Here is a 25,112-nt window from a genome sequence, read left to right on the forward strand (position 1 = left end):
AGGGCGGGTCTCAAAAGGGGCTTTGCAGCCCCCAAGGGGAAAAGCGTTGCGATCGTTGCGCTTGCGGTCGGCTCGAGGGCGTGAAACTTGCCCGGGCCGCGGCCTGGCGCGGTGTTGTCGATCAGTCTTGCAAAAGCAGTGTCAGGCTCAGGCGGCCGAGTGGACGTTGGCGCCCATCTTGCCAGCCAGCAGCTTCAGGCCTTGAGCCACTTTGAGCAGGCCGTTGCCCAGGGCACGCATCGGGTGCGGGCGGAATTGCTCTTCCATGGCTTGCAGCATCAGCTGGCGTTCGAGTTCGTCGGTCAGGCGGGTGGTGTGGTTCAGGTCGATCACGGTAAGCCTCCGTAGGCTTGTGCTTGTGTTCACGATTAGGGTTAACCCGAATTTTAGGGTTAACCCTAGAAAAGTGCAAGCACTCCCGCAATTCTTTGGTGCATGACGCGCCGTCCTGGTGCTGATAATGCCCCAATTCGGCCCGTGTGTGGCGCTAGCCCTCACGATACGAGGGCGATGTTGCGGCGCTTTTACAACGCGATGCCCGGCTGGCAGGGGGTAACCGGCCTGCCGGGCATGAGCTTATGACGCATCGCGGTAGCTGCCGGCCGTCAGCTCGAAGCTGAACAGGCGGCAATCGAGCGCGCCGTTGTAAAGCGGGGTGCGGCGCAAGGCCTTGAGCCGCAGTTGCTGCGGCAGCTTCATGTCGCTCGAGATGGCGTGCAACTGCCAGCCGCCGAAATGCTGCTTCAGATTGCTGGCCCAGTCGCGCCACAGGGCTTCCTCGCCTTCGGTGGGCAGGCGTTCGCCGTAAGGCGGGTTGGTCACGATCCAGCCCGACTCGGCCGGCGCCGCGACCGTACGCGCGTCACCCACCTCGAAGCGGATCGTCTCGGCCGTCAGCCAGGCGCGCTCGGCGTTGGCCTGGGCGAATTCCACGGCTTGCGGGTCGAGGTCGTAGCCCACCAGCGGGGTTTCGAGCTGGGTCTGGATGCGGGCGCGTGCATCGTCCTTCAGGTCGCGCCAGCGCCGGGCGTCGAAGTCGCGCATGCGTTCGAAGCCGAAGGGCCGCGAGATGCCCGGCGGCACGCCGAGCGCGATCCAGGCCGCTTCGATGAGAATCGTGCCGCTCCCGCAGAACGGATCGAGCAGCGGTGCCGCGGGATCCCAGCCCGCCAGGGCCAGCATGCCGGCGGCGAGATTCTCGCGCAGCGGTGCTTCGCCCTTGTCCAGGCGCCAGCCGCGCTTGAACAGCGACTCGCCCGAGGTATCCAGATACAGCGTGGCGATGGTGCCCTGCATGAAGAGCTGCACGCGGGCGTCGGGACGCACGGTGTCCACGCTCGGGCGCGCGCCTTCGATCTCGCGCAGGCGATCGCAGATGCCGTCTTTCACGCGCAGATTGCAGTACTGCAGGCTCTGGACGGGGCTCTTGATGGCCGAGGTGTCGACCCGCAGGGTGTCCTCGGGCCCGAACCAGCGCTCCCAGGGCACACTGCGCGCGAGGTCGAGCAGGTCGTCTTCGTGGCTGATCTCTTCCTGGGCAACCTGCACCAGAATGCGGGTGGCCAGCCGCGAATAGAGGTTGGCGCGCTGCACGCCGGACCAGTCGGTCGAAAAGGCGCAGCCGGCGCGGCCCGGTCGGGCATCGTCGAAGCCCAGGGCCTGCATTTCGGCGGTCAGGGCCTCCTCGAGGCCCTGCGGGCAGGGGGCGTAGATGCGGAACGTCTCGGCCTGACGCGCGGCGCGCGGCCGGCGGACCTGCACCTCGGGTGCGTGGCGTTCGGGCGCGTCGGCACCTTCGTCGGCGAAGACGTCATCCCAATCCTGCGGTGCATCCGAGAGCACGTCGTCCCAGTCGGGCGCGGGAGTGGCCGGGGCCGGCGGGGCGGTGCGCTGCGGCCGGTCGTCGCGCGGGCCGCGCTCCGGATAGCCGCCGCGCTGGCTCGTGGCATCGCCGCGATAGGTATTGCGCGGACCGCCACGCGGACCGCCTCGCGGGGCCTCGCGTGGGGCGCCGCGCTCGCGTTCGGCGGGCGCGTCCGGGTTGCGCAGGCGTTCGGTCTGTTCGCGCGCACGCTCTTGCTGGGCGACCAGACGCGCGCGCGCACCGGTGCGCGCACGGCGCGGGGTGTCGTCGGCAGGCGCGTCGGCGCGCGATTTGGGTTTGATCGTCAGCGTCTTGCGCGGACGATCCTGTTCATCAGAAGACATACGGATAAGGCCGGTTGGCGGCCAGGGGAGAAGCGCGGGAAATCAGAAGGGTTTCACGACGACCAGCGCTACCACCAGCACGAGCAGCAGGACGGGAACTTCGTTGAACCAGCGATAGAACTTGTGGGAGCGCGTATTGCGGCCCTGTTCGAACTTGCGCAGCATGACGCCGCAGGCATGATGGTAGCCGATGATGAGCAGCACGAAGAACAGCTTGGCATGCATCCAGCCGTTGCCCGGGCCCACGCCGATCCGGTAGCCCACATAGAGCCACAGCCCCAGCAGCACGGCCGGGATGGCCAGGATGGTCATGAAGCGGTAGAGGCGGCGCGCCATGCCGATCAGACAGGCTTGAATGGCCGGGTCCGACTGCTGCGCCAGATTCACGTAGATGCGCGGCAGATAGAACAGGCCGGCGAACCAGGAAGCGATGAAGACGATATGGAAGGTCTTGATCCAAAGCATGGCCATTGCGAGCGTCCCTTTTTTATTGAAGCGCCATTGTAAGGGCTGCGCTCGCGGTCTCCGGCGTGGTCAGATCACATATAGGTCCACGTAGTCGTTCACCGGCATGGCCTCCAGCCTGGCCTGGTCGAGCGACGCCTCGAGAATGCGCGCCTGCTGGCGCGCCGGCAGCATGCGGGCCAGATTGGTGCGGAACTTGGCCTCCAGCAGCGGAATGCCGTCGGCGCGGCGGCGTTTGTGGCCGATCGGATACTCGCACAGGATTTCGTCGAATCGGCTGCCATCCTCGAACACCACGCTGAGCGCGTTGGCGATCGAGCGCTTGTCGGGGTCGTGGTAGTCCGCGGTGAGGGCCGGATCTTCGACGCACACGATCCTGGCCCGCAGCGCATCGATGCGCGGATCGCGCGCGACGGCGTCTTCGTAGTCGGCGGCCGTGAGGCGCCCGAACAGGATCGGCACGGCCACCATGTACTGGATGCAGTGATCGCGATCGGCGGGGTTGTTCAGCGGACCGCGCTTGTCGATGATGCGGAGGCAGGCTTCATGCGTGCGGATCGTGATCTGTGCGATGTCGGCGGCCGACTTGCCTTCGCGGGCGAGCCGCTCGTGAATCTGCATCGCGACCTCCACGGCGGTCTGCGAATGGAACTCGGCCGGAAACGAAATCTTGAACAGCACGTTTTCCATCACGTAGCTGCCGTAAGGACGCTGGAACCGGAACGGCTGGCCCTTGAACAGCACATCGTAAAAGCCCCAGGTCTTGGCCGACAGCACCGACGGATAGCCCATCTCGCCGGTGCGGGCGATCAGCGCCAGCCGCACCGCGCGGCTGGTGGCGTCACCGGCGGCCCAGCTCTTGCGGCTGCCCGTGTTGGGCGCGTGACGATAGGTGCGCAGGCTCTGGCCGTCGACCCAGGCGAGCGACACCGCATTGATGATCTCGTCGCGCGAGAGCCCCAGCATGTGCGCGACCACGGCGGTGGACGCGACCTTGACCAGCACCACGTGATCGAGTCCCACCTTGTTGAACGAATTCTCGAGGGCGATGCAGCCCTGGATCTCATGGGCCTTGATCATGGCCGTGAGCACGTCGCGCATGGTGAGCGGGGCGCGCCCGGCGGCCACCGCATTGCGCGAGAGCCAGTCGGCGGTGGCGAGGATGCCGCCCAGGTTGTCGGACGGGTGGCCCCATTCGGCGGCCAGCCAGGTGTCGTTGAAATCGAGCCAGCGAATCATCGTACCGATGTTGAACGCGGCCTGGACGGGATCGAGCTGGAACGGCGTGCCGGGGACCTTGGCGCCGTGCGGCACGAGGGTGCCGGGCACGAGCGGTCCGAGCAGCTTTTTGCAGGCGGGATATTCGAGGGCTTCGAGCCCGCAGCCCAATGTGTCGATCAGGCAGTTGCGGGCGGTCTGGTAGGCGAGATCGCTCTGGATCTCGTAGTCGATGACGTAGTCGGCGATGTCCACCAGCACCTGATCGGGCTCGGGGCGGACATTGGAGATGGGGGCGGACATGGGCAGACGCTCCGGGAAGGCCGGGAGGGCACGAGGCCCGCCCGGCCCGCGGCCGGAGGGCCCGCGGGGAGGATTACTTGCGCTTGTCGAGCGGCACGTACTTCAGGTTTTCCGGCCCGGTGTAGTTGGCGGTCGGGCGGATGATCTTGTTGTCGATGCGCTGCTCGATGATGTGCGCCGACCAGCCGGCCGTGCGCGCGATCACGAAGAGCGGCGTGAACATCGCCGTGGGCACGCCCATCATGTGATAGCTCACCGCCGAGAACCAATCCAGGTTCGGGAACATCTTCTTGATGTCGAGCATGACGGTCTCGAGACGCTCGGCGATGTCGAACATCTTGGTCGTGCCGGCCTTCTTGGACAGCTTGCGCGCGACTTCCTTGATGACTTCGTTGCGCGGATCCGAGATCGTGTAGACCGGGTGGCCGAAGCCGATGATGACTTCCTTGTTTTCGACGCGGCGGCGGATGTCGGCCTCGGCCTCTTCGGGCGAGTCGTAGCGCTTCTGCACCTCGAACGCGACCTCGTTGGCGCCACCGTGCTTCGGGCCGCGCAGGGCGCCGATGCCACCGGTGATGGCCGAGTACATGTCGGAGCCCGTGCCCGCGATCACCCGGCAGGTGAACGTGGAGGCGTTGAACTCGTGCTCGGCGTAGAGGATCAGCGAGGTGTGCATCGCGCGCACCCACTCGTCGGACGGCTTCACGCCGTGCAGCAGGTGCAGGAAGTGACCGCCGATGCTGTCATCGTCGGTCTGCACGTCGATCACACGGCCGTTGTGGCTGTAGTGGTACCAGTACAGCAGGGCCGAGCCGAGATTGGCCATCAGGCGATCGGCGATGTCGCGCGCGCCCGGCGTGTTGTGGTCGTCTTTCTCGGGCAGCACGCAGCCGAGCACCGACACCGCGGTGCGCATGACGTCCATGGGATGGCTCGCCGCCGGCAGCGACTCGAGTGCGTTCTGCAGCTGGGCCGGCAGGCCGCGCAGGTTGCGCAGCTTTTCTTTGTAGGCCTTGAGCTCGGCTTTGTTGGGCAGCTTGCCATGCACCAGCAGGTGGGCGATCTCTTCGAACTCGGCCGTGCCAGCGAAGTCGAGGATGTCGTAGCCGCGGTAGTGCAGGTCGTTGCCGGTGCGGCCGACCGTGCACAGCGCGGTATTGCCCGCCACCACGCCCGACAGGGCCACCGATTTCTTGGGTTTGAAACCTGCTTTTTCGTCGACGGGCGCGGCCGCCTTTTTCTGCGAGGTCGTCATGTCTCTCCTACTCCTTCCCATGGGGGGTGTACACAGGTTGCGACAAGCACGGCGGGCCATCCCTTCGGGGCCCGCCGTGTTTTATTGGGGCTTGTCCTTGGCGAACAGCTGATCGAGCTGGTCTTCGAAGGCATGGTATCCGATGCGATCGTAGAGCTCATCCCGAGTTTGCATCAGGTCGACCACGTTCTTCTGGTGGCCGTCGCGGCGGATCGCCTGGTACACGGTTTCGGCCGCCTTGTTCATGGCGCGGAAGGCCGACAGCGGATACAGCACCATGCCGACGCCGGCGCTCTTGAGCTCGTCGACGGAGAAGAGCGGCGTCTTGCCGAACTCGGTGATGTTGGCCAGCACCGGCACCTTCACCGCGTCGACAAAACGGCGGTAGGTGGGCAGGTCGTAGGCGGCTTCGGCGAAGATCGCGTCGGCACCGGCCTCGACGCACTTGAGCGAGCGTTCGATCGCCGCGTCGACGCCGTGCGAAGCGATGGCGTCGGTGCGCGCGATCAGGAAGAAGTCGCTGTCGGTGCGCGCATCGGCGGCCGCCTTGACGCGATCGGCCATTTCTTCGGTGCTGACGATCTCTTTGCCCGGACGATGGCCGCAGCGCTTGGCGCCGACCTGGTCTTCGATGTGGCAGGCCGCCGCGCCGAACTTGATGAGGCTCTTGACCGTGCGGGCGATGTTGAAGGCCGAGGGGCCGAAACCCGTGTCGATGTCGACGACCAGCGGCACGTCGCACACGTCGGTGATACGGCGCACATCGGTGAGCACGTCGTCGAGCGTGTTGATGCCGAGATCGGGCAGGCCCAGCGAACCGGCGGCCACGCCGCCGCCCGACAGGTAGATGGCGCGGTACCCGGCGCGTTTGGCCAGCAGGGCGTGGTTGGCGTTGATCGCGCCGATGATCTGCAGCGGCTGCTCTTCGCGCAACGCGCGGCGAAAGAGGGCGCCGGGGGATTCGGGTCTGGACATGATGGAGTCTCCGTCGTTATGGGCGGCGCCGCGCACGGCGGCCCGGCGGCAGGGTACGCGCGCACGGGGCGGGGCTCCGTACGGGCGATGCCAGCCTCTGGGGCCAGACCTTAACGCGGTTCCGAAACATGAATCTGTCCACTTGGCGACAATCCGCCGAGCGCACATATCGATGTGCCGGGAAGAACGATGCCGACGATGTGGCCCGCCCAGATCACGCACCCACGCAGGATGGGGGTGGGGCCGGGCGCGCCAGGAAAAAACAGGCCCGCATGCGCGGGCCCGTTTCATCTCGCCGAATTACTTCAGCAGGTCTTTCACGCCATCGCGCTCTTCGAGCAGCTCTTTCAGCGTGAAATCCAGGCGCTCGCGCGAGAAGGCGTCGATCTCGAGGCCTTCGATGCGCTTGTATTCGCCGTTTTCGGTGGTGACCGGCACGCCGTAGATGATGCCTTCGGGGATGCCGTAGGAACCGTCGGAGGGCACGCCCATCGTCACCCACTTGCCGTTGCTGCCCAGGACCCAGTCACGCACGTGGTCGATGGCGGCGTTGGCGGCCGAGGCAGCCGAGGACAGGCCGCGCGCTTCGATGATGGCGGCGCCGCGCTTGCCCACGGTGGGGATGAACGTGTCGCGGTTCCAGGTGTCGTCGTTGATCAGCTTGGCCAGGCTTTGGCCGCCGACCGTGGCGAAGCGGATGTCCGGGTACATCGTGGGCGAGTGGTTGCCCCACACGACCAGCTTTTCGATCTCGGCAACGGCCTTGCCCGACTTGGCGGCCAGTTGCGACAGAGCACGGTTGTGGTCCAGGCGCAGCATGGCGGTGAAGTTCTTGGCGGGCAGATCCGGCGCCGACTTCATGGCGATGTAGGCGTTGGTGTTGGCGGGGTTGCCGACGACCAGCACCTTCACGTCGCGGCTGGCGACTTCGTTCAGGGCGCGGCCTTGCGCCGTGAAGATCTGGGCGTTGACCTGCAGCAGATCCTTGCGCTCCATGCCGGGGCCGCGGGGGCGGGCGCCCACGAGCAGGGCCACGTCGGCGTCCTTGAAGGCGGTGCGGGGATCGCTGTGGGCGGTGACTTCCTGCAGCAGCGGGAAGGCGCAATCGTCCAGCTCCATGATCACGCCCTTGAGGGCCTTCTGGGCCTTCTCGTCGGGGATCTCGAGCAACTGCAGAATGACCGGCTGGTCTTTACCCAGCATTTCGCCGGAGGCGATGCGGAACAGCAGGGCGTAACCAATCTGGCCGGCGGCGCCGGTGACGGCGACACGCATGGCGGGCTTAGACATTAACGTTCTCCGTAAGGATGTTGGGTGAGACCAAATCTCATCCATCAGTGTAATCGCTGGAGCCCGCGTGGCACGGCTGCGGACGCTGCTCCGACAGCCGGCAATCCTAGATTGAATTCACGTATGCGTCAAACGATCTTATATCTTATATAAGACATAAGACGTTGGACAGACCGGGCGAGCCTGTGCGAGAATGTTGTGTTTGTCCGAATCCGCGTCAGCCGCTATTTTTGGCTCTCGCAAGCTGCCGGTGCCATGGGCCCGCCTGATTCGGGCGAGCCCAAATAATTCCACAGACACCATGGCAGACCCCCGGTCCGAAACTCCCCTACGTACGCGTGCCGCAAAGCCGGCAGGCGAGGGTGCCGCTTTCAGTCCGCTGTACCGCCAGATCAAGGATCTGCTCGTGCAGAGCCTCGAGCGCGGTGAGTGGAAGCCGGGCGAGCTGATCCCGAGCGAGATCGACCTCGCCGCCCGTTTCCAGGTCAGCCAGGGCACGGTGCGCAAGGCGGTCGACGAGCTCGCCGCCGAACACATGCTGCTGCGCCGCCAGGGCAAGGGCACCTTCGTCGCCACGCATCACGAGGCCCGGGTGCGCTACCGCTTCCTGCGCCTCGCGCCCGACGAAGAGGGCGAGGGTGGCCGCGCCGAAAGCCGTATTCTCGAATGCCGCCGGGTGCGCGCGCCCGCCGAGATCGCGCGCGCCCTCGAGCTGCGCGCCGGCGAGACGGTCGTGATGATCCGCCGGCAGCTCTCCATGAACCAAACCCCCACCGTCATCGACGACATCTGGCTGCCGGGCACCGCCTTTCGCGGGCTCACGCTGGAGTTGCTGACGGCCAATCGCGCCCCGATGTACGGGCTTTTCGAATCCGAGTTCGGCGTGAGCATGGTCCGCGCCGACGAAAAGCTGCGTGCCGTGGCCGCCACCGACGAAGTGGCGCGCTTGCTCAATGTTTCCGCCGGTACCCCGCTGCTCCAGGTCGATCGCATCTCATACACGTATGGCGATCGGCCGATGGAAGTGCGGCGCGGTTTGTACCATACCGATCACTATCATTACCGCAATAGTTTGAATTGATGAACTTTTTTTCAACGATTTGATACGAACCCGATCTCTGGGCGAAAATAGCGTGTTTGCCTGCAAGGGCTTCCGCCTTTTCGCAGTCACGATTCCCTAGTTCCGAAACACCGAGGCCGTCATGTCCGACTCAGCTGCCAAGCCGCGTCCGCAGTTTCGCAATATCAGCATCCCGCAAATCCTCAGCTATCGCCTGCCTCTGGCCGGCAAGCTGTCCATTCTGCACCGCATAAGCGGCGCGTTGCTCTTCTTCTGTCTGCCCTTGGTCATCATCCCGCTGTTCGGCGCGAGCGTGACCTCGGCAGAGACCTACGCACAGGTCGCACAGTACGCAGGCAACCCGTTGGTCAAGCTGGTGTTCCTGGTCCTGATCTGGGGCTATCTGCACCACTTCTGTGCCGGCATCCGCTACCTGGCGCTGGATCTTCACATTGGCATCGACAAGCAGTCGTCCAAGAAGACCGCCGGCGTCGTGTTCGGCGTGAGCCTGGCACTGACCCTGGTCATCGCTCTCAAACTGTTCGGAGTCCTGTAATGGCTGACGTCAAAAACTACGGCCCCAAGCGCCTGGTCGTCGGCGCGCATTACGGCACCGTCGATTTCATCGCTCAGCGCATCACGGCGATCATCCTGGCCGTCTACACGCTGGTGCTGATCATCGGCCTGCTGGTGATGCCGTCCTTCACGTACGAAAACTGGAAGTCGCTGTTCAACTTCCACGTCTACGCTCTTCCGGTTGGCCAGCTGCTGGCTACCCTTGCCTTCTTTGCGCTGGCCTGGCATGCCTGGATCGGCGTGCGCGACATCTGGATGGACTACGTCCGCAACGTGGGCGTGCGCCTGCTGCTGCAAGTGCTGACCATCCTCTGGCTGGTGGGCTCGGTCGTCTACTTCGCGCAAATTCTCTGGAGAATCTAAGCCGTGACCGCTGTCTTGAATTCCTTGCCGCGCCGCCAGTTTGATGTGGTGGTGGTTGGCGCCGGCGGAGCCGGCATGCGCTGCTCGCTGCAACTGGCCCAGGCTGGCCTGTCGGTTGCGGTGCTGTCCAAAGTGTTCCCCACCCGCTCGCACACCGTGGCGGCGCAGGGCGGCGTGAGCGCGTCGCTGGGCAACATGAGCGAAGACAACTGGTACTGGCACATGTACGACACCGTGAAGGGGTCGGACTGGCTGGGCGACCAGGATGCCATCGAGTTCATGTGCCGCGAGGCACCCAATGCCGTGTACGAACTCGAACACTTCGGCATGCCGTTCGACCGCAACCCCGACGGCACGATCTATCAGCGTCCGTTCGGTGGACACACCGCGAATTTCGGCGAAAAGCCCGTGCAACGCGCCTGTGCCGCGGCCGACCGTACCGGTCACGCCCTGCTGCACACGCTGTATCAGCGTAACGTCGCTGCCCGCACGCAGTTCTTCGTCGAGTGGATGGCCCTGGACCTCCTGCGCAACGACGCCGGCGACGTGCTCGGCGTGACCGCGCTCGAAATGGAAACGGGCGACATCTACATCCTCGAAGCCAAGACCACGGTGCTGGCCACCGGCGGTGCAGGCCGCATCTGGGCCGCCTCGACCAACGCCTTCATCAACACCGGTGACGGCCTGGGCATGGCTGCGCGCGCAGGCATCCCGCTGCAGGACATGGAGTTCTGGCAATTCCACCCGACCGGCGTGGCCGGCGCGGGCGTGCTGATCACCGAAGGCGTGCGTGGCGAAGGCGGCATCCTGCTCAACAAGGATGGCGAACGCTTCATGGAGCGCTATGCGCCCACCCTGAAGGATCTGGCGCCGCGTGACTTCGTGTCGCGCTCGATGGACCAGGAAATCAAGGAAGGTCGTGGCTGCGGTCCCGACGGCAGCTACGTGGTGCTGAAGCTCGACCACCTCGGCGCCGACGTGATCAACAAGCGCCTGCCCTCGATCCGCGAAATCGCGATCAAGTTCGGCAACGTCGATCCCATCAAGGAACCGATCCCCGTCGTCCCGACCATCCACTACCAGATGGGCGGCATTCCGGCCAACTATCACGGCCAGGTGCTCGAGCGCGTCAACGGCGAAAACAAGGTCATCAATGGCCTGTACGCCATCGGCGAATGCGCGGCGGTGTCGGTGCACGGCGCCAACCGCCTCGGCACGAACTCGCTGCTCGACCTGATCGTGTTCGGTCGCGCCACCGGCAACCACATCGTCAATTCGCATCCCGAGCGCCAACGCGCCCACCAGGAAATGTCGAAGGAAGCGGTGGACTTCTCGCTGGCGCGTATCAACCAGCTCGAATCGCGCACCTCCGGCGAAAAGACGCAGGACGTCGCCAACGCCATCCGCATGTCGATGCAGCGTCACTGCGGCGTGTTCCGCACGCTCGAGCTGCTCAACGAAGGCGTGGGTCAGATCGAAGACCTGGGCAAGGTCGCTGAAAACATCTACTTCAAGGACAAGTCGAAGGTGTTCAACACGGCTCGTGTCGAAGCGCTCGAGCTGGCCAACATGACCGAAGTGGCCCGTGCCACGATCAAGTCGGCCGCCAACCGCACCGAAAGCCGTGGCGCGCATGCGCTCGACGATCACCCGACCCGCGACGACGAAAACTGGCTCAAGCACACGCTGTGGTACTCCGAAGGCAGCCGCCTCGAGTACAAGCCCGTGCAGATGAAGCCGCTGACGGTCGAGTCCTTCCCGCCCAAGGCCCGTACTTTCTAAGCAGGATCTGGCATGAGCACCAAACGTATCGTTAAGTTCGAAATCTACCGCTACGATCCTGACAAGGACGAGCGCCCCTACATGCAGAAGCTGGACGTCGAACTCCAGCCGACCGACAAGATGCTGCTCGATGCGCTCGTGCGCATCAAGAACGACGTCGACGACAGCCTGGCCCTGCGCCGGTCCTGCCGCGAAGGCGTGTGCGGTTCCGATGCCATGAACATCAATGGCAAAAACGGTCTCGCCTGCACGACCAACCTGCGCGAGCTGAAAGAGCCCATCGTTCTGAAGCCGCTGCCCGGTCTGCCGGTCATCCGCGATCTGATCGTGGACATGACGCACTTCTTCAATCAGTACCACTCGGTCAGCCCGTACCTCATCAACGACACGCCGCCGCCCGAGCGCGAGCGTCTGCAGTCGCCCGAGGCACGCGAAGAGCTCGACGGTCTGTACGAGTGCATTCTGTGCGCCTGCTGCTCGACCTCGTGCCCGTCGTTCTGGTGGAATCCGGACAAGTTCGTCGGCCCCGCCGGCCTGCTGCAAGCCTATCGCTTCATCGCCGACAGCCGCGACGAAGCCACCGGCCGCCGTCTGGACAACCTGGAAGATCCGTACCGTCTGTTCCGTTGCCACACCATCATGAACTGCGTCGACGTCTGTCCGAAGGGGCTGAACCCGACGAAGGCCATCGGCAAGATCAAGGAACTGATGGTCCGTCGTACGGTCTAGTGTTAGGACGTTTCAAGGCATCTCAATGAGCAGGCTTACCGAATTGGAACGGGCGCGGCTGCGCTGGCGCGCGCGCCGCGGCCTGCTCGAGAATGACCTCATCATCACCCGGTATCTGGATCGCTACGAGACCCAGTTGACCGACGAAGACGTAACGGCACTGACTCAGCTTTTCGAGCTCGGTGACAACGATCTGCTCGACGTGCTGCTGGCGCGCAAGGAGCTGGAGGCCCCTCTGGACACTCCCCGGCTTCAGGCGATCATCAGTCGCATGCGAGAGCTTTGATTTAATGTGAGGAAACAGCGATGAACCTGTCAGACAAAAAAGCCACTCTATCCCTCTCGGATGGCAGCGCACCTATTGAACTCCCGGTGTACAAGGGCACGGTCGGCCCGGATGTGATCGACATCCGCAAGCTGTATGGCCAGACTGGCATGTTCACGTATGACCCCGGCTTCATGTCGACCGCGGCGACTGCCTCCGGCATCACCTACATCGACGGCGACAAGGGCGAGCTGCTGTATCGCGGCTACCCCATCGAACAGCTGGCCGTGAACTGCGACTTCCTCGATATCTGCTATCTGATCCTGAACGGCGAGCTGCCCGACGGTACGCAGAAGTCGGACTTCGATTCGCAAGTCACGCACCACACGATGGTGAACGAACAGCTGCACTTCTTCCTGCGCGGCTTCCGTCGTGACGCTCACCCGATGGCCGTCCTGACGGGCCTGGTGGGCGCGCTGTCGGCGTTCTACCACGACTCGACCGACATCACGAATGCCCAGCACCGTCACGTCTCGGCGATCCGTCTGATCGCCAAGATGCCGACGCTGGTCGCGATGGCGTACAAGTACTCGCAAGGTCAGCCGTTCATCTATCCGCAGAACGACCTGTCGTACACCGGCAACTTCCTGCGCATGATGTTCGCGACGCCGTGCGAAGAGTACAAGGTCAACGAAGTGGTCGAGCGCGCGCTCGATCGCATCTTCATCCTGCACGCCGATCACGAACAAAACGCCTCCACCTCGACCGTGCGTCTGTGCGGCTCGTCGGGCACCAACCCGTTCGCCGCCATCGCCGCTGGCGTGGCGTGCCTGTGGGGCCCGGCTCACGGTGGCGCCAACGAAGCCTGCCTGCAGATGCTCGAAGAGCTGCAAGCCAACGGCGGCGTGGCCAAGGTCGGCGAGTTCATGGAGAAGGTCAAGGACAAGAACTCGGGCGTGCGCCTGATGGGCTTTGGCCACCGCGTCTACAAGAACTACGATCCGCGCGCCAAGCTGATGCAGGAAACCTGCAAGGAAGTCCTGCAGGCCCTGGGTCTCGAAAACGACCCGCTGTTCAAGCTGGCCATGGAACTCGAGCGCATCGCGCTGGAAGATCCGTACTTCGTGCAGCGCAAGCTCTACCCGAACGTGGACTTCTACTCGGGTATCGTGCAACGCGCCATCGGCATCCCGACCTCTCTGTTCACGGCCATCTTCGCGCTGGCCCGCACGGTGGGCTGGATCGCTCAGTGGAACGAAATGCTGTCCGATCCCGAGTACAAGATCGGCCGCCCGCGCCAGCTCTACACGGGCTCGGTGTCGCGCGACGTGCCGACCAAGCGCTAAATACCAGCCGCGGCGCCTTCGTGGCGCCGCCCTGGCAGCGCAAGGTTCAACCCCCGATGTGGTTCGCCACTCGGGGGTTTTTCTTTGCAGTCCGCAGTTGCGGCGAGCCCTCAGGCCGAGGCCGTCGAACTGCGGGATACCGTGGTGCCCGGCGTCTCGTGCAGGATTACTCCAGCGGGCCGCAAGGGGGGCGAAATACAGCCGGTCATAGCCATACCCTCTCGGCAATATTTGGCTAGTATTGAAAGCAACATAACGATAGGTGCAGAGTCTTATGGTTGAAACCAGACTGCTTCATCAGTTCATCGCTGTTGCGGAAGAATTGCATTTCAATCGTGCTGCGGAACGGCTCCACATGGCACAGCCCCCGTTGAGCCAGGCTATTCGTCGGCTTGAACAGGAGATCGGCACACCGCTATTCGAGCGCACCAATCGCAGCGTGTCGCTCACGCCTGCCGGCGCGGCCTTTCTGAAGTCGTCCAGAGACGTGTTGCGCCTGCTTGACGAGAGTGTCGAGCAAACCCGGCGTGTGGCGCAGGGCATCGAGGGACACCTCACCCTGACCTTCATCAACATCGCGCCTTACAGCGCATTGCTGCGTGCGCTGCGGCGCTTCCGCTCCGCATTCCCGGCGGTTTCCTTCACGATGCAGGAGGCCACGACTCAGGAGCAGGTGGAAGCCCTCGAACATGGCCGCGCTGACCTCGGCTTCATGAGGCCCCCCGGCAGGACGGCACCGGGCTTACGATTCGCGTCCATCCTGCGTGAGCCTGTCGTGGTGGCCCTGCCCGCCATGCACCGTTTCGCAGGCAGCAAGATCGTCCCACTGTCCGCACTTCAGGATGACGGCTTTGTTTCCTCGCCCCGACATTTGGGCCAGGGCTTTCATGACCAACTGATTCAGCTTTGCGAGGCCGCGGGTTTCAAGCCGCGTATTGTCCAGCAGGCACGACAGCTACAGACGCTGGTGGCTTTGGTGGCGGGAGGCTTTGGCGTTGCGCTGCTGCCTGCCTCGATGGCGCAGGATAGACGTAAGGACGTGGTGTTCCGGGAAATTCAAGTCGAGGCGCCGGACGCCTTGCTGCACGTAGAACTGCTGATGGGATGGAGCGAACACGCCCCCTGCGTGATTCGCGACAGACTGATCGCCGAGGTGCGTGACACCATGGCATCAGCGCCGACAATTGAGACGATTTAAGTATTGTTTAGGTATAAATAATATATTTTACGGAGTCCTGTGCGTGTTCCATCATCGTGACATTCAGGTTCACGGAGGTGCACGATGGAACAGAAGCGCCATCAAGCAGATGGGCTTTTCAAAGGCAAGGTCGCTATCGTCACTGGCGCCGCTCAGGGACTCGGACGCGCCTATGTGCAAGCGCTGCTCGACCGGGGTGCGCGTGTTGTCGCCAGTGATCTGGGCACGGATCGGGCCGGTGAGGGCCTCGACGAGGATGTGATTGTCGAGGCGGCGCGCACTTTGCGGGCCGACGACCGGCAATTGATCGTGCATAGCGGACGACTGGATCACGAGGCCGGCTGCAGGCAGCTGGTGGCACTGACCATCGCGCAGTTCGGCGCGCTGGACATTCTGATCCACAACGCCGGCTGGGTCGGCTATCAGCCCATCGAGGCGCAGGAAGACGATTTCCTCGAGCGCGCCATCGGCATCAACCTGCGTGCACCGATTTGGTTGTGCAAGCACGCCTGGCCGCATCTCAAGCAGTCTGCGGCGGCGCGAGTGGTGCTGAACACATCCGACCGTGCCATGTACCAACAGTATGCGCAGCCGGGCCTGGCGGCCTACGCAGCCGGCAAGATGGCCCAAGTGGGCATCATGAATGCCTTGAGCAAGGAAGGCGAGCCGCACGGTATCCTGGTCAATGCGATCTCGCCTGTTGCGAAGACCCGCATGTGGGGGATCACGCAGCCGCCGGAGGACCTGAAGCCGGAGTGGGTGGCTCCCGGCGTGCTGTATCTGGCGAGCTCATTGTGCCAAGACACAGGCATCATCCTGCGCGCCGCCAATGGCCAGTTCACCGCCACTCGCTTTTGCGAGAACCCCGGCGTCGTTTACCCCACGAACCTGGCGCGGCTCGAATGTGCCAGCGTGGAGGACATCGCCCGGAACTGGCGGCGCATCAAGGAGTTCGACGATGCGTGACCATCAAAGCCTGCGCAGGATCGCTCATGTCCGTGCCAGTCTTGGCGAAAGCCCAGTGTGGGATGCACGCAAGAAGCGGTTGTACTTCGTCGATATTTCAGGTGGAACGATCCACGTGCTGCGCCCACAAGGACAGGTGGAAACCGTCCATCGATCGGTGGCGCGTATTGGTGCCCTGGGGCTGACCGATAAAGGCAATCTGATCTTCACTGAAGACGCCAGCGTAGCCACGCTGGATCTGGAGAGCGGCGAGGTGTACAGGCGCACTCCCGCCGTTCACGATGGGGGCGAGCTCTCGCTTCAACGATGGCGCCTGCGATCCGCAGGGGCGATTTGTCACCGGCCTCATGAATGAAGGTCCGAACCAGAGAGCCGGTGCGCTGTACCGCTACGACAGTGCACTGAATGCCCAAGTCATTCATCGGGGCATGGCGTTACCCAATGGCCTGGCTTGGTCTGACGATGGACGCAAGCTGTTCTTTGTCGATTCTGTTGCGCGCTTGATCTTGCAGGCGTCGTATTCAGCCCAGGGCGAACTCGGAGCCGTGACGTCGTTCGCCCAGACCCCGGCCGAACTGGGGCGCCCCGATGGCATCGCCCTGGATCGCGCCGGAGGGTTGTGGGTCTGTCAGTTCAACGGCGGATGCCTGCTGCGCTACGACCGCGACGGGCACTTGAGCGAGCGCCTCGCCATGCCCGTGCCGCGCCCCACCAGTTGCTGCTTCGGCGGAGATGATCTCGACACGTTGTTCATCACTACCGCGCGCTTTGCCATGACGCCTTCGGAACTTGACGCCTACCCGGATGCTGGCGACTTGTATGCCATTCGGCCCGACGTCGCTGGCATTCCACGTCACTTGTTCAAGGAATGATGCCGCGTCGCGGATCACACCGGGGCGTTTTGTCCTGCGCCGCCCCAAGACAAAATGCCCCCTCGGGGGGCAGCAAGCCGTTGGCGTAAGGGCGGCGAGTGCTTTTCTCCGGCGCACCCTCATGTAAAACGGGGCGCGGCCCCATGGCGCCGCGCCCCGTACGGATAGAGCAGTCTGCGTTGACGCGATCAGTCGACCGTCGCGCCGGACAGCTTCACCACTTCGGCCCAACGCTTGATGTCGGCCTGATGCACGCGCTGAAAGGCGGCGATGCTGGGGTCGGCCGGCGGCAGGATGCCCTGCGTGTCGGTGAGCCAGGTCTTGAACTCGGGCGTGCTGATCACCTTGATCACGGCCTCCGACATGCGCTTCTGAATCTCGGGCGGCAGCTTGGCCGGCGCGAACAGGCCGTACCAGGTGCTGCTTTCGTAGCCCTTGATATTGCATGCTTCGGCGATCGTGGGCACGTCGGGCAGGGCCTTGATGCGTTCGGCCGTGGTCACGCCGAGCGCCACCACCTGGCCCGACTTCACGGCCGGCACCGACGGGGCGCTCTGGTTGAAGAAGAAGTCCACCTCGCCCGACAGCAGGGCGGTCATGGCCGGACCCTGGCCGCGATAGGGCACGTGCGTGACCTTGATCTTGGCGCCGTTGGTGAACTGCGCGCCGGCCAGGTGGCCCGATGCGCCGTTGCCGGTCGACGCGTAGTTCAGCGCGCTCGGCTTGGATTCGGCGAGCTTGATCAGATCGCCGCAGGTCTTGATGTCGGGGTGCTTTTTGGGATTGACCAGCAGCACGTTGGGCACGTCGCCGAGCAGCGCGATGTGAGTGAAGTCTTTCTGCACGTCGAACGACAGGCTCTTGTACAGCGCCGCGTTGATCGCATGCGTGCCGGCCGTGCCGAGCAGGAACGTATAGCCATCGGCCGGGGCGCGCGCGACGATGTCGGAGGCGACGTTGCCGCCGGCGCCGGTGCGGTTGTCGGCGATGATCGCCACGCCGAGCTCTTTGCTGAGCGCCTCGCCCATCTTGCGGGCATACAGGTCGGTGCCTGCGCCGCCGGGGAAACCCCCGACGATGGTGATGGCGCGGGTGGGCCATTTGGCCGGATCTTCCGCCTGCGCGGTCGCCCCGAAGGCGGTGGTCAGGATCAAGGCAGCGGTACTGAGCGAGCGCAACATGGTTTTTCCCCTTGTGTGTGGCGCTGGTAAACGGTGCTCGCCGGGGGAGGCGGCACCACGAAAGCGATGTCTGTCTTGTGCTTCGGACCTGCTCGCCTCGCGCGGTGCGCGGGCGTGTGACGTGACGGTTCAGTGCTCCTGGCTTTGCTGGCGTGTGGGTCCGGCGGTCTGTCCGCGCCCACCGCCGCGAGCGGGCGGCAGGGCGATGACGACCCGGCAATCCGGGCGGCACGCTGTAGATAGCGCTGTATACAGGTCAGTATTATCACCATTTGCCGGCGCCAGGAGATTTGGGACTATCCCTAGGTGCAGAGCAGCAAATTGGAAATGCGTGTCGGCCAGCCGCGGATCGGCGGCTCGCTGTGCGGTTCGCGAGGGGGCGGGGCGCCCGGCATTCGGCCCGAGAGCTCTGGGCGATGGGCCGCCGAACGTCTGGCGGCCCGGCGCACCGTGCCGGGGCGCGTGGCCGGCGGGGGTGGGAGGCGGCGCGCGGTCAGCGCGGGGGATGGGCGGCCAGCAGCTCGCGGTAGGCCTGGCGCACGGCGTCTTCGCCGTACTTCAGCTCGAGCCGCTTGACCGTGAAATGGCCGCGCGCCATCTCTTGGTAGTGATTGATGAACAGCGCGTTGATCGCCGCGCCGCTGACGGCGCCGACCACCGGCGCGGCCTGCGCGGCGATTTTTTCGGTGATGTTGATACCGAAGCGCTGCGCCACCACCTCGATCGTCTTGGCGAGCCAGGTGCCGGCCTGCTTGGGCGACGCGAAGTGCGCCGACACCTTGCCCGCGGAATGCTTGGTCGCGACTTCGGCGAGCGCGCGCGCCGTCTCCTTGGCCACTTCGTTGAAGGCCGTGCGCAACGCGTAATAGGCCGACTCCGCCGCGTCATCGTCCTTGGACGTGCCACCCATCGCGAACACCTGCACGCATTCGCGCTGGATCTCGGGGTCGTCGAGCGCGAAGCCCTCGCTGCGGGCGATGTCCGCGACCGAACGCATCATGATGGTGGTGGAGAAGGGCAGCTCGACGAGCGTGCCTGTGAGCCCGAAGAAACCGCCCGCCGCACCGGTGAGCGCCGCTGCCGCGCCATGAGTGCGATTGCGCGGCGCGCCGCCCGTGGCCTTGTCCGGGAAGGTGCGCAGCGCCGCCGACACGGATTTGTGCAAGGCCAGGTGCACCGCATCCTGGATCTTGGACGACGCGGCGCGTGGCAGCTTGCTGATCGCCCATTCGATGGGCGAGCCGATCATATTGGACAGCCGGATCGTGAGCGACGGCGCCTCGAGCCGCGCCACGGCGGCTTTGAGAGCCGCCAGGTCGTCGGGATGATCGTGCAGGGAGGGAAGGGCGTTCGTCATCAGAAACCCACGCCTCGCGCCATCAGGGCCGCGCACAACGGCACCAGAATCAACAGGTGCGATTCGATCATGACCCAGCGGCGTGCCCGGCGGATCTCGGTCTCGGCCGGCACGAAGCCCGGCTCGCTGGCGGCCTGCCGCTTCCAGCGCAGAAAGGCGAGCGTCGGCGGAATCGAACAGAGACCAATCACGACGAACAGTGTGATCTTGGCGTGGAACCACGGATTGGGCATGAAGAAGTCCATGCCCTTGGCGCCCATCATCAGGCGCGCGAGGCCGGTGAGCAGCACGACGATGGCCGACACCAGATAGAGGCGGTCATAGAGCGCAAGACGCCTCACCGTCGCCGGCGCGAGGTTCGGGCGCAGCAGCACGGCCTGCGCGGTCAGCACCACGATGAGAAAGAAGATGGCTATGTAATGCAGCCAGGCCAGCAATGCGTCTTGCACCATGAGGCGAATTCCCGGAGCGGGCCGGCGCACCATGCGCAGGCTCCAACCCTGTTGTACCAATTCCTGCGTGCCCCTGGGTGTCAGCTGTCGTAACCGCGTCGTGCTGCGCGGACGGCATGTTTTGCTGCGCCGAACATCACAAGAAGACATCGAGGTCTCGCCTCATGACAGATCACCGCATCCCCTCGTTGCTGGGCAGCGGGGCTACGCGCGCACGAAGGCCGGGCTTGCCCACACGTGTGTGCTCAGTATTAGCAATAGCACTTTTGCGTGCGCTGATCTGATTCTTCGAATGTTTAGAGCATCTTCTAGAGCTCGGCTCGTCGGACAAACACACACTTCGGCCCATCGTTGGGCATGGGAGCGGCGCCTCGATCGACCCGGTCGCCATCCCACGGACTCCAACTATTTTTCGAAGCCGTCTGTACCTGACGTCAGTACTGACGTCCGGAAAAGCTGCCTCGCCTACCTGCGAAGAGAACATGGGCCTGAATCGAATCTACCGCGTAATCTGGAGTGTGGTGCGTGCCGCATGGGTGGTCACCAGTGAAATCGGCCCCCGACGCGGCAAGGCGTCGAAGTCGGTACGCAAAACGGCCGCCGCGGCTGCCCTCGCGGGCGTGTTGGGAATGACCCTCGGGGCGGCCGCCGAGGCCGACGTCACGGTCCCCCGGTTTACAAATCGCTCTGATGAGACCCTGGTGGACGACAATGCCGAGGTCTTCGGAACGATCTTCAACTGGACTTTGTCGAACACGTCGAGTGGCAGCACGTTCAGAACTCGCGTGAGTAATGGTGGCTGGGCATTGCAGACGACGGTCGGGTCGAACGCCACCATGACAATCGGTGCCGGGGGCAGCGCCAGCAACACGGCGGTCACCGGAGGGGGCACACTCGTTGTGCATGATGGCGGTCGGGTCGACAGGACGCAGGTGTCGTCGGGTGGAACGGAGATCGTCTCGGCGCGCGGTTACGCCGTGTCCACTATTATCGGAAACAGCGGCAGGCAAATTGTGGAGAGCGGCGGCGACGCCTTCCGCACGCAAGTGTCGGCGGGTGGCAGGCAAACGTTGTCGAGCGGGGGCGTGACCACCGCCACCACCATCAGCAACAACGGCATTCAGACCGTGCTGAGCGGCGCTAACGTCCTGAGTACGCAAGTGATGTCGGGCGGCACCCAGACGCTGTCGGGCGGTACGGCGACCTCCACCACGATCAGCGCCGGCGGCACCCAAAGCGTCGACGGTGGTCAGGCCAGCAACACGCGGGTGTCGGGCGGTCTGCAGACGGTTGCTTCCGGCGGCGTGGCGATCTCCACGATCCTCTACGATCGCGGCAGACAAGGCGTGGAGAGCGGCGGTCAGGCGAGCAATACGCTCCTGTCCGGAGGCGGCGTGCAAACCGTGTCATCGGGCGGCACCGCTACGTCCACGTTCGTCGCCGATGGCGCCAGGCAGGCCGTGCAGAACGGCGGCCAGGCGAGCAACACGCAATTGTTGTCCGGTGGTTATCAAGTCGTCTCGTCTGGCGGCTCGGCCACGTCCACGATCATCGGCAACCGCGGTTACCAGGTCGTGCGGGAAGGCGGTCAAGCGATCCAGACGCACGTGTCCTCGGGCGGCGACCAACAGGTGTCTTCGGGTGGCACGGCGACGTCCACGATCGTCAGCGCTGGCGGTCGGCAAACGGTGTCCGGCCAGGCCGACTACACGCGGGTATCTTCAGGGGGCTCTCAATCGGTCCATGCCGACGGCAGGGCCACGTCCACGATCGTCGGCGACGGCGCCACACAAACAATCTATGACTCGGGCCGGGCCACGAGCACCCAGGTATCGTCGGGCGGCTGGCAGCGTGTCTTGGAAGGCGGTCAGGCGAGCGACACGCAGGTGTCATCGGGCGGCATTCAAACGGTGACGTCGGGCGGCACGGCCACATCGACGACGGTCAGTGATGGCGGCAGCCAGAGCGTGCAGACGGGCGGTCAGGCGAGCAACACGCAGGTGTCTTCGGGCGGTGTTCAGACGGTCTCGTCCGGCGGGACGGCGACGTCCACGACCCTTAGCAGCGGCGGTAGCCAGGGCGTGGAGAGCAGCGGTCAGGCGAGCAACACGCAGGTGTCTTCTGGCGGTGTTCAGACGGTCTCGTCCGGCGGGACGGCCACGTCCACGACCCTTGGCAGCGGCGGTAGCCAGGGCGTGGAGAGCAGCGGTCAGGCGAGCAACACGCAGGTGTCTTCGGGCGGTGTTCAGACGGTCTCGTCCGGCGGGACGGCCACGTCCACGAGCCTCAGCAGTGGCGGTAGCCAGGGCGTGGAGGGCGGCGGTCAGGCGAGCAATACGCAGGTGTCCTCGGGCGGTGTTCAGACGGTTTCGTCCGGCGGGACGGCCACGTCCGCGACCGTCAGCAATGGTGGTGAACAGGTCGTGCAGAGCGGTGGCCAGGCGAGCGATACGCATGTGTCCTCGCGGGGCGCGCAAATCGTATCTTCCGGTGGCACGGCGACATCCACGACCATCAGCAATGGCGGTAGCCAGGTGGTTTACGGTCGGGCCGACCATACGCAGGTGTCGTCGGGTGGCTCGCAGTCCGTCGACAGCAATGGTCTGGCCACATCCACCATTGTGCGCAATGGCGGTTTCCAAACGGTGTCTGGCTTTGCTCTGGCTTCCGACACGCACGTGTCGTCGGGCGGCACCCAGACGGTCCAGGCCAGCGCCCGGGTGAGCAACGCGCACGTGTCCACGGGTGGCGTGCAAATCGTGTCGTCCGGCGGCAGGGCCGTTTCCACGACGGTGAGCAGTGGCGGTAGCCAGGGAATACAGGGCAGGGGTGACGCCAGCGGCACGCAGGTGTCTTCCGGGGGTGTTCAGACGGTCTCGTCCGGCGGGACGGCCACCTCCACGACGCTTAGCGATGGCGGCAGCCAAGGTGTGCAGGGCGGCGGCGCTGCGAACGACACGCAAGTGTCTTCCGGCGGCAACCAGACGGTGTCGTCCGGCGGCCAGGCCACGTCCACTTCCGTGAAGCAAGGCGGCAGCCAGGGCGTGCAGAGCGGCGGTCAAACGAGCGACACGCAGGTGTCATCCGGTGGGAAACAGACGGTGTCGTCCGGCGGCAAGGCAACGTCCACGACGCTGAGCAATGGCGGTAGCCAGGGCGTCCTGATCGGCGGCGAAGCGACCAGCACGCAAGTCTCTTCCGGTGGTGTGCAGACGGTCTCGTCCGGCGGCACGGCCACGTCCACGACCCTCAGCACCGGAGGCAGCCAGGGCGTTCAGAGTGGTGGCCAGGCGAGTAACACCCAAATCTCGTCCGGCGGCAATCAAACGGTGTCGTCCGGTGGCACCGCCACGTCCACGATCGTTAGCGCCGGCGGTAGCCAGGGCGTTCAGAGCGGTGGCCAGGCGAGTAACACCCAAATCTCATCCGGCGGCAAACAAACGGTGTCGTCCGGCGGCACGGCTACGTCCACCCAGGTCTCGAGCGGCGGAGATCAGGTGGTGAGTGCAGGCGGCAGCGCACTCTATACCGTGGTCAGCTCGGGCGGTGCTCAATGGGTGAGTTCGGGCGGCTACACCAGCGGCACGACCGTGCAGAGCGGCGGTCAGGAAAACGTGGCGTCTGGCGGCAGCGCCATCGGGGCCGCGGTCAGCAGTGGAGGCCAGCACAACGTCGGCAGTGGCGGCAATGCCTTCGGCGTTCAGGTGTTGGGCGGTGGCCAACAGAACGTCAGCTCGGGCGGCAAGACCACCTCGACGGTCGTCAGTAGCGGTGGTGCGCAGAACGTAAGCGGTGGCGGGACGACCAGCAACACGGTGGTCAGTGCGGGCGGTTCGCAGAACGTGAGTTCGGGTGGTAATGCATCCGGCACGCAGGTGTCGAGCGGCGGGCAACAGAACGTCAGCTCGGGTGGCTCGGCCACGAGCACGACGGTGAGCTCTGGCGGTACGCAAACCGTGAGCTCGGGCGGTAACGCCAACTCCACGGTCGTCAGCAGCGGCGGTACGCAGAACGTCAACAGCGGCGGCACTGCCAACAACGGACAAGTCAGCGGTACACAGAACGTCAGCGGCAACGCCTCGAATACGCAGGTCGGCAACGGCGGTCAACAGAACGTGGGCTCTGGCGGCTCGGTCACGAGCACGGTCGTGAGCTCCGGTGGCAAACAGACCGTCAGCTCGGGCGGTAACGCCAACTCCACTGTCGTCAGCAGCGGTGGTACGCAGAACGTCAACAGCGGCGGCACTGCCAACAACGGACAAGTCAGCGGCACGCAGAACGTCAGCGGCAATGCGTCCAACACGCAGGTCGGCAACGGCGGTCAGCAGAACGTGGGCTCTGGTGGTTCGGCCACGAACACCGTTGTCAGCTCCGGCGGCAAGCAGACCGTCAGTTCGGGCGGCAACGCCAACTCCACGGTGGTCAGCAGCGGCGGCACGCAAACCGTCAGCTCGGGCGGTAATGCAACCTCCACCGCTGTCAGCAGTGGCGGCACGCAAAATGTCAGCGGCAATGCCTCCGGTACGCAGGTCGGCAATGGTGGCCAGCAGAACGTCGGAAGCGGCGGCTCGGTCACCAGCACGGTCGTCAGCTCTGGTGGTACGCAGACCGTCAGCTCGGGCGGCAACGCCAATTCCACGGTCGTAAGCTCCGGCGGCACCCAGAACGTCAGCAGCGGCGGTTCGGCCAACAGCGCGCAAGTTAGCGGCACGCAGAACGTCAGTGGCAATGCCTCCAACACGCAGGTCGGCAACGGCGGTCAGCAGAACGTGGGCTCTGGCGGTTCGGCCACCAGCACCGTTGTCAGCTCCGGCGGCAAGCAGACCGTCAGCTCGGGCGGTAACGTCAACTCCACCGTTGTCAGCTCAGGCGGTACACAGACTGTCAGCTCCGGTGGCAATGCGACTTCCACCGCAGTCAGCAGCGGCGGCACGCAGAACGTCAGCGGCAATGCCTCCAACACGCAGGTCGGCAATGGTGGCCAGCAGAACGTAGGCTCCGGTGGCTCGGCCACCAACACGGTCGTCAGCTCCGGCGGCTCGCAAACCGTCAGCTCCGGCGGCAACGCCAATTCGACGGTCGTAAGCAGCGGCGGCACCCAGAACGTCATCAGCGGCGGTTCGGCCAACAGCGCGCAAGTCAGCGGCACGCAGAACGTCAGCGGCAACGCCTCCAACACGCAGGTCGGCAACGGCGGTCAGCAGAACGTGGGCTCTGGCGGTTCGGTCACGAGCACGGTCGTGAGCTCCGG

Annotated in this window: 22 protein-coding genes and 2 pseudogenes; 14 read left to right on the forward strand and 10 right to left on the reverse strand. The window is 64.7% G+C overall.

Annotation, left to right across the window (positions count from 1 at the left end; genetic code table 11):
* Positions 1 to 147 precede the first annotated feature (147 nt).
* From CAL25_RS05070 to CAL25_RS05100, 7 genes are all read right to left on the reverse strand, one after another.
* Positions 148 to 333, reverse strand: a complete 186-nt coding sequence (locus CAL25_RS05070) for a hypothetical protein (RefSeq protein ID WP_094798871.1) — start codon at positions 331 to 333, stop codon at positions 148 to 150.
* Positions 334 to 576: 243 nt separating this feature from the next.
* Entirely contained in the window at positions 577 to 2,208 is a 1,632-nt protein-coding gene (locus CAL25_RS05075) for a THUMP domain-containing class I SAM-dependent RNA methyltransferase (protein ID WP_094798872.1), read from the reverse strand.
* A 42-nt stretch (positions 2,209 to 2,250) separates the two neighbouring features.
* The gene (locus CAL25_RS05080) at positions 2,251 to 2,673 is read right to left on the reverse strand and encodes a CopD family protein (RefSeq protein WP_094798894.1); all 423 of its coding nucleotides are present in this window, start codon (positions 2,671 to 2,673) and stop codon (positions 2,251 to 2,253) included.
* Between the two features lie 69 nt (positions 2,674 to 2,742).
* Complete coding sequence (locus CAL25_RS05085) at positions 2,743 to 4,194, reverse strand: bifunctional 2-methylcitrate dehydratase/aconitate hydratase (protein WP_094798873.1); 1,452 nt, start codon at positions 4,192 to 4,194, stop codon at positions 2,743 to 2,745.
* Positions 4,195 to 4,267: 73 nt separating this feature from the next.
* Positions 4,268 to 5,449 carry a bifunctional 2-methylcitrate synthase/citrate synthase gene (prpC, locus tag CAL25_RS05090; protein ID WP_094798874.1) on the reverse strand — a complete coding sequence of 394 codons (1,182 nt, stop codon included), beginning with the start codon at positions 5,447 to 5,449 and terminating at the stop codon, positions 4,268 to 4,270.
* A gap of 81 nt (positions 5,450 to 5,530) precedes the next feature.
* Positions 5,531 to 6,424: a methylisocitrate lyase gene (gene prpB / locus CAL25_RS05095; RefSeq protein ID WP_094798875.1), complete on the reverse strand. Its 894-nt coding sequence runs from the start codon at positions 6,422 to 6,424 to the stop codon at positions 5,531 to 5,533.
* 300 nt (positions 6,425 to 6,724) lie between these two features.
* Positions 6,725 to 7,714 carry a malate dehydrogenase gene (locus CAL25_RS05100; protein ID WP_094798876.1) on the reverse strand — a complete coding sequence of 330 codons (990 nt, stop codon included), beginning with the start codon at positions 7,712 to 7,714 and terminating at the stop codon, positions 6,725 to 6,727.
* Positions 7,715 to 8,015: 301 nt separating this feature from the next.
* On the opposite strand from CAL25_RS05100, the gene CAL25_RS05105 reads away from it, so the two are divergent.
* The 12 genes and pseudogenes from CAL25_RS05105 to CAL25_RS24510 all read left to right on the forward strand — a co-directional run bounded on the left by CAL25_RS05105 (position 8,016) and on the right by CAL25_RS24510 (position 16,871).
* Positions 8,016 to 8,795, forward strand: a complete 780-nt coding sequence (locus CAL25_RS05105; RefSeq protein WP_094798877.1) for a GntR family transcriptional regulator — start codon at positions 8,016 to 8,018, stop codon at positions 8,793 to 8,795.
* A 121-nt stretch (positions 8,796 to 8,916) separates the two neighbouring features.
* Positions 8,917 to 9,330, forward strand: a complete 414-nt coding sequence (gene sdhC / locus CAL25_RS05110; RefSeq protein ID WP_094798878.1) for a succinate dehydrogenase, cytochrome b556 subunit — start codon at positions 8,917 to 8,919, stop codon at positions 9,328 to 9,330.
* Complete coding sequence (gene sdhD / locus CAL25_RS05115; RefSeq protein WP_094798879.1) at positions 9,330 to 9,713, forward strand: succinate dehydrogenase, hydrophobic membrane anchor protein; 384 nt, start codon at positions 9,330 to 9,332, stop codon at positions 9,711 to 9,713. Before sdhC ends, sdhD begins: the two co-directional genes overlap by 1 nt.
* Before the next feature lie 3 nt (positions 9,714 to 9,716).
* Positions 9,717 to 11,495, forward strand: coding sequence for a succinate dehydrogenase flavoprotein subunit (gene sdhA / locus CAL25_RS05120; RefSeq protein ID WP_094798880.1), 1,779 nt, complete (start codon positions 9,717 to 9,719; stop codon positions 11,493 to 11,495).
* 12 nt (positions 11,496 to 11,507) lie between these two features.
* Positions 11,508 to 12,224, forward strand: coding sequence for a succinate dehydrogenase iron-sulfur subunit (locus CAL25_RS05125; RefSeq protein WP_094798881.1), 717 nt, complete (start codon positions 11,508 to 11,510; stop codon positions 12,222 to 12,224).
* A gap of 25 nt (positions 12,225 to 12,249) precedes the next feature.
* Positions 12,250 to 12,510, forward strand: a complete 261-nt coding sequence (locus tag CAL25_RS05130; protein WP_094798882.1) for a succinate dehydrogenase assembly factor 2 — start codon at positions 12,250 to 12,252, stop codon at positions 12,508 to 12,510.
* Positions 12,511 to 12,530: 20 nt separating this feature from the next.
* A complete protein-coding gene (locus CAL25_RS05135; protein ID WP_094798883.1) occupies positions 12,531 to 13,835 on the forward strand; it encodes a citrate synthase in 1,305 nt (434 codons plus the stop codon).
* 84 nt (positions 13,836 to 13,919) lie between these two features.
* Positions 13,920 to 14,021 (forward strand): annotated as a pseudogene (locus CAL25_RS24565) (Arm DNA-binding domain-containing protein); the annotation flags it as partial.
* A gap of 88 nt (positions 14,022 to 14,109) precedes the next feature.
* A complete protein-coding gene (locus CAL25_RS05145; protein ID WP_094798885.1) occupies positions 14,110 to 15,033 on the forward strand; it encodes a LysR substrate-binding domain-containing protein in 924 nt (307 codons plus the stop codon).
* A gap of 84 nt (positions 15,034 to 15,117) precedes the next feature.
* On the forward strand, positions 15,118 to 15,999 hold the full coding sequence (locus CAL25_RS24165) for an SDR family NAD(P)-dependent oxidoreductase (protein ID WP_170948388.1): 882 nt from the start codon (positions 15,118 to 15,120) through the stop codon (positions 15,997 to 15,999).
* Complete coding sequence (locus CAL25_RS24505; protein ID WP_212590869.1) at positions 15,992 to 16,354, forward strand: SMP-30/gluconolactonase/LRE family protein; 363 nt, start codon at positions 15,992 to 15,994, stop codon at positions 16,352 to 16,354. Before CAL25_RS24165 ends, CAL25_RS24505 begins: the two co-directional genes overlap by 8 nt.
* The gene (locus CAL25_RS24510; protein WP_283162755.1) at positions 16,347 to 16,871 is read left to right on the forward strand and encodes an SMP-30/gluconolactonase/LRE family protein; all 525 of its coding nucleotides are present in this window, start codon (positions 16,347 to 16,349) and stop codon (positions 16,869 to 16,871) included. The genes CAL25_RS24505 and CAL25_RS24510 overlap by 8 nt, the downstream gene beginning before the upstream one ends.
* Before the next feature lie 188 nt (positions 16,872 to 17,059).
* Here CAL25_RS24510 and CAL25_RS05155 read toward each other — a convergent pair whose 3' ends face one another.
* The 3 genes from CAL25_RS05155 to CAL25_RS05165 all read right to left on the reverse strand — a co-directional run bounded on the left by CAL25_RS05155 (position 17,060) and on the right by CAL25_RS05165 (position 19,861).
* Complete coding sequence (locus tag CAL25_RS05155; RefSeq protein WP_094798886.1) at positions 17,060 to 18,052, reverse strand: Bug family tripartite tricarboxylate transporter substrate binding protein; 993 nt, start codon at positions 18,050 to 18,052, stop codon at positions 17,060 to 17,062.
* A gap of 493 nt (positions 18,053 to 18,545) precedes the next feature.
* Complete coding sequence (locus CAL25_RS05160; protein ID WP_094798887.1) at positions 18,546 to 19,409, reverse strand: EcsC family protein; 864 nt, start codon at positions 19,407 to 19,409, stop codon at positions 18,546 to 18,548.
* Entirely contained in the window at positions 19,409 to 19,861 is a 453-nt protein-coding gene (locus tag CAL25_RS05165; protein ID WP_094798888.1) for a DUF2214 family protein, read from the reverse strand. The genes CAL25_RS05160 and CAL25_RS05165 overlap by 1 nt, the downstream gene beginning before the upstream one ends.
* A 482-nt stretch (positions 19,862 to 20,343) precedes the next feature.
* On the opposite strand from CAL25_RS05165, the pseudogene CAL25_RS24570 reads away from it, so the two are divergent.
* Both CAL25_RS24570 and CAL25_RS05175 read left to right on the forward strand, forming a co-directional pair.
* Positions 20,344 to 20,877 (forward strand): annotated as a pseudogene (locus CAL25_RS24570) (ESPR-type extended signal peptide-containing protein); the annotation flags it as partial.
* A 69-nt stretch (positions 20,878 to 20,946) separates the two neighbouring features.
* On the forward strand, positions 20,947 to 25,112 hold a 4,166-nt coding region (locus tag CAL25_RS05175; protein WP_249278955.1), incomplete at its 3' end, for an AIDA repeat-containing protein.

The organism is Bordetella genomosp. 5, assembly GCF_002261315.1.
Classification (GTDB): Bacteria; Pseudomonadota; Gammaproteobacteria; order Burkholderiales; family Burkholderiaceae_B; genus Bordetella.

Bases quoted from the DNA above. Each gene is read 5' to 3' on its own strand.
- CAL25_RS05075 (WP_094798872.1), bottom strand. From the start codon at position 2,208: ATGTCTTCTGATGAACAGGATCGTCCGCGCAAGACGCTGACGATCAAA.
- CAL25_RS05080 (WP_094798894.1), bottom strand. From the start codon at position 2,673: ATGCTTTGGATCAAGACCTTCCATATCGTCTTCATCGCTTCCTGGTTC.
- CAL25_RS05085 (WP_094798873.1), bottom strand. From the start codon at position 4,194: ATGTCCGCCCCCATCTCCAATGTCCGCCCCGAGCCCGATCAGGTGCTG.
- prpC (WP_094798874.1), bottom strand. From the start codon at position 5,449: ATGACGACCTCGCAGAAAAAGGCGGCCGCGCCCGTCGACGAAAAAGCA.
- prpB (WP_094798875.1), bottom strand. From the start codon at position 6,424: ATGTCCAGACCCGAATCCCCCGGCGCCCTCTTTCGCCGCGCGTTGCGC.
- CAL25_RS05100 (WP_094798876.1), bottom strand. From the start codon at position 7,714: ATGTCTAAGCCCGCCATGCGTGTCGCCGTCACCGGCGCCGCCGGCCAG.
- CAL25_RS05105 (WP_094798877.1), top strand. From the start codon at position 8,016: ATGGCAGACCCCCGGTCCGAAACTCCCCTACGTACGCGTGCCGCAAAG.
- sdhC (WP_094798878.1), top strand. From the start codon at position 8,917: ATGTCCGACTCAGCTGCCAAGCCGCGTCCGCAGTTTCGCAATATCAGC.
- sdhD (WP_094798879.1), top strand. From the start codon at position 9,330: ATGGCTGACGTCAAAAACTACGGCCCCAAGCGCCTGGTCGTCGGCGCG.
- CAL25_RS05125 (WP_094798881.1), top strand. From the start codon at position 11,508: ATGAGCACCAAACGTATCGTTAAGTTCGAAATCTACCGCTACGATCCT.
- CAL25_RS05130 (WP_094798882.1), top strand. From the start codon at position 12,250: ATGAGCAGGCTTACCGAATTGGAACGGGCGCGGCTGCGCTGGCGCGCG.
- CAL25_RS05135 (WP_094798883.1), top strand. From the start codon at position 12,531: ATGAACCTGTCAGACAAAAAAGCCACTCTATCCCTCTCGGATGGCAGC.
- CAL25_RS05145 (WP_094798885.1), top strand. From the start codon at position 14,110: ATGGTTGAAACCAGACTGCTTCATCAGTTCATCGCTGTTGCGGAAGAA.
- CAL25_RS24165 (WP_170948388.1), top strand. From the start codon at position 15,118: ATGGAACAGAAGCGCCATCAAGCAGATGGGCTTTTCAAAGGCAAGGTC.
- CAL25_RS24505 (WP_212590869.1), top strand. From the start codon at position 15,992: ATGCGTGACCATCAAAGCCTGCGCAGGATCGCTCATGTCCGTGCCAGT.
- CAL25_RS24510 (WP_283162755.1), top strand. From the start codon at position 16,347: ATGAATGAAGGTCCGAACCAGAGAGCCGGTGCGCTGTACCGCTACGAC.
- CAL25_RS05155 (WP_094798886.1), bottom strand. From the start codon at position 18,052: ATGTTGCGCTCGCTCAGTACCGCTGCCTTGATCCTGACCACCGCCTTC.
- CAL25_RS05160 (WP_094798887.1), bottom strand. From the start codon at position 19,409: ATGACGAACGCCCTTCCCTCCCTGCACGATCATCCCGACGACCTGGCG.
- CAL25_RS05165 (WP_094798888.1), bottom strand. From the start codon at position 19,861: ATGGTGCAAGACGCATTGCTGGCCTGGCTGCATTACATAGCCATCTTC.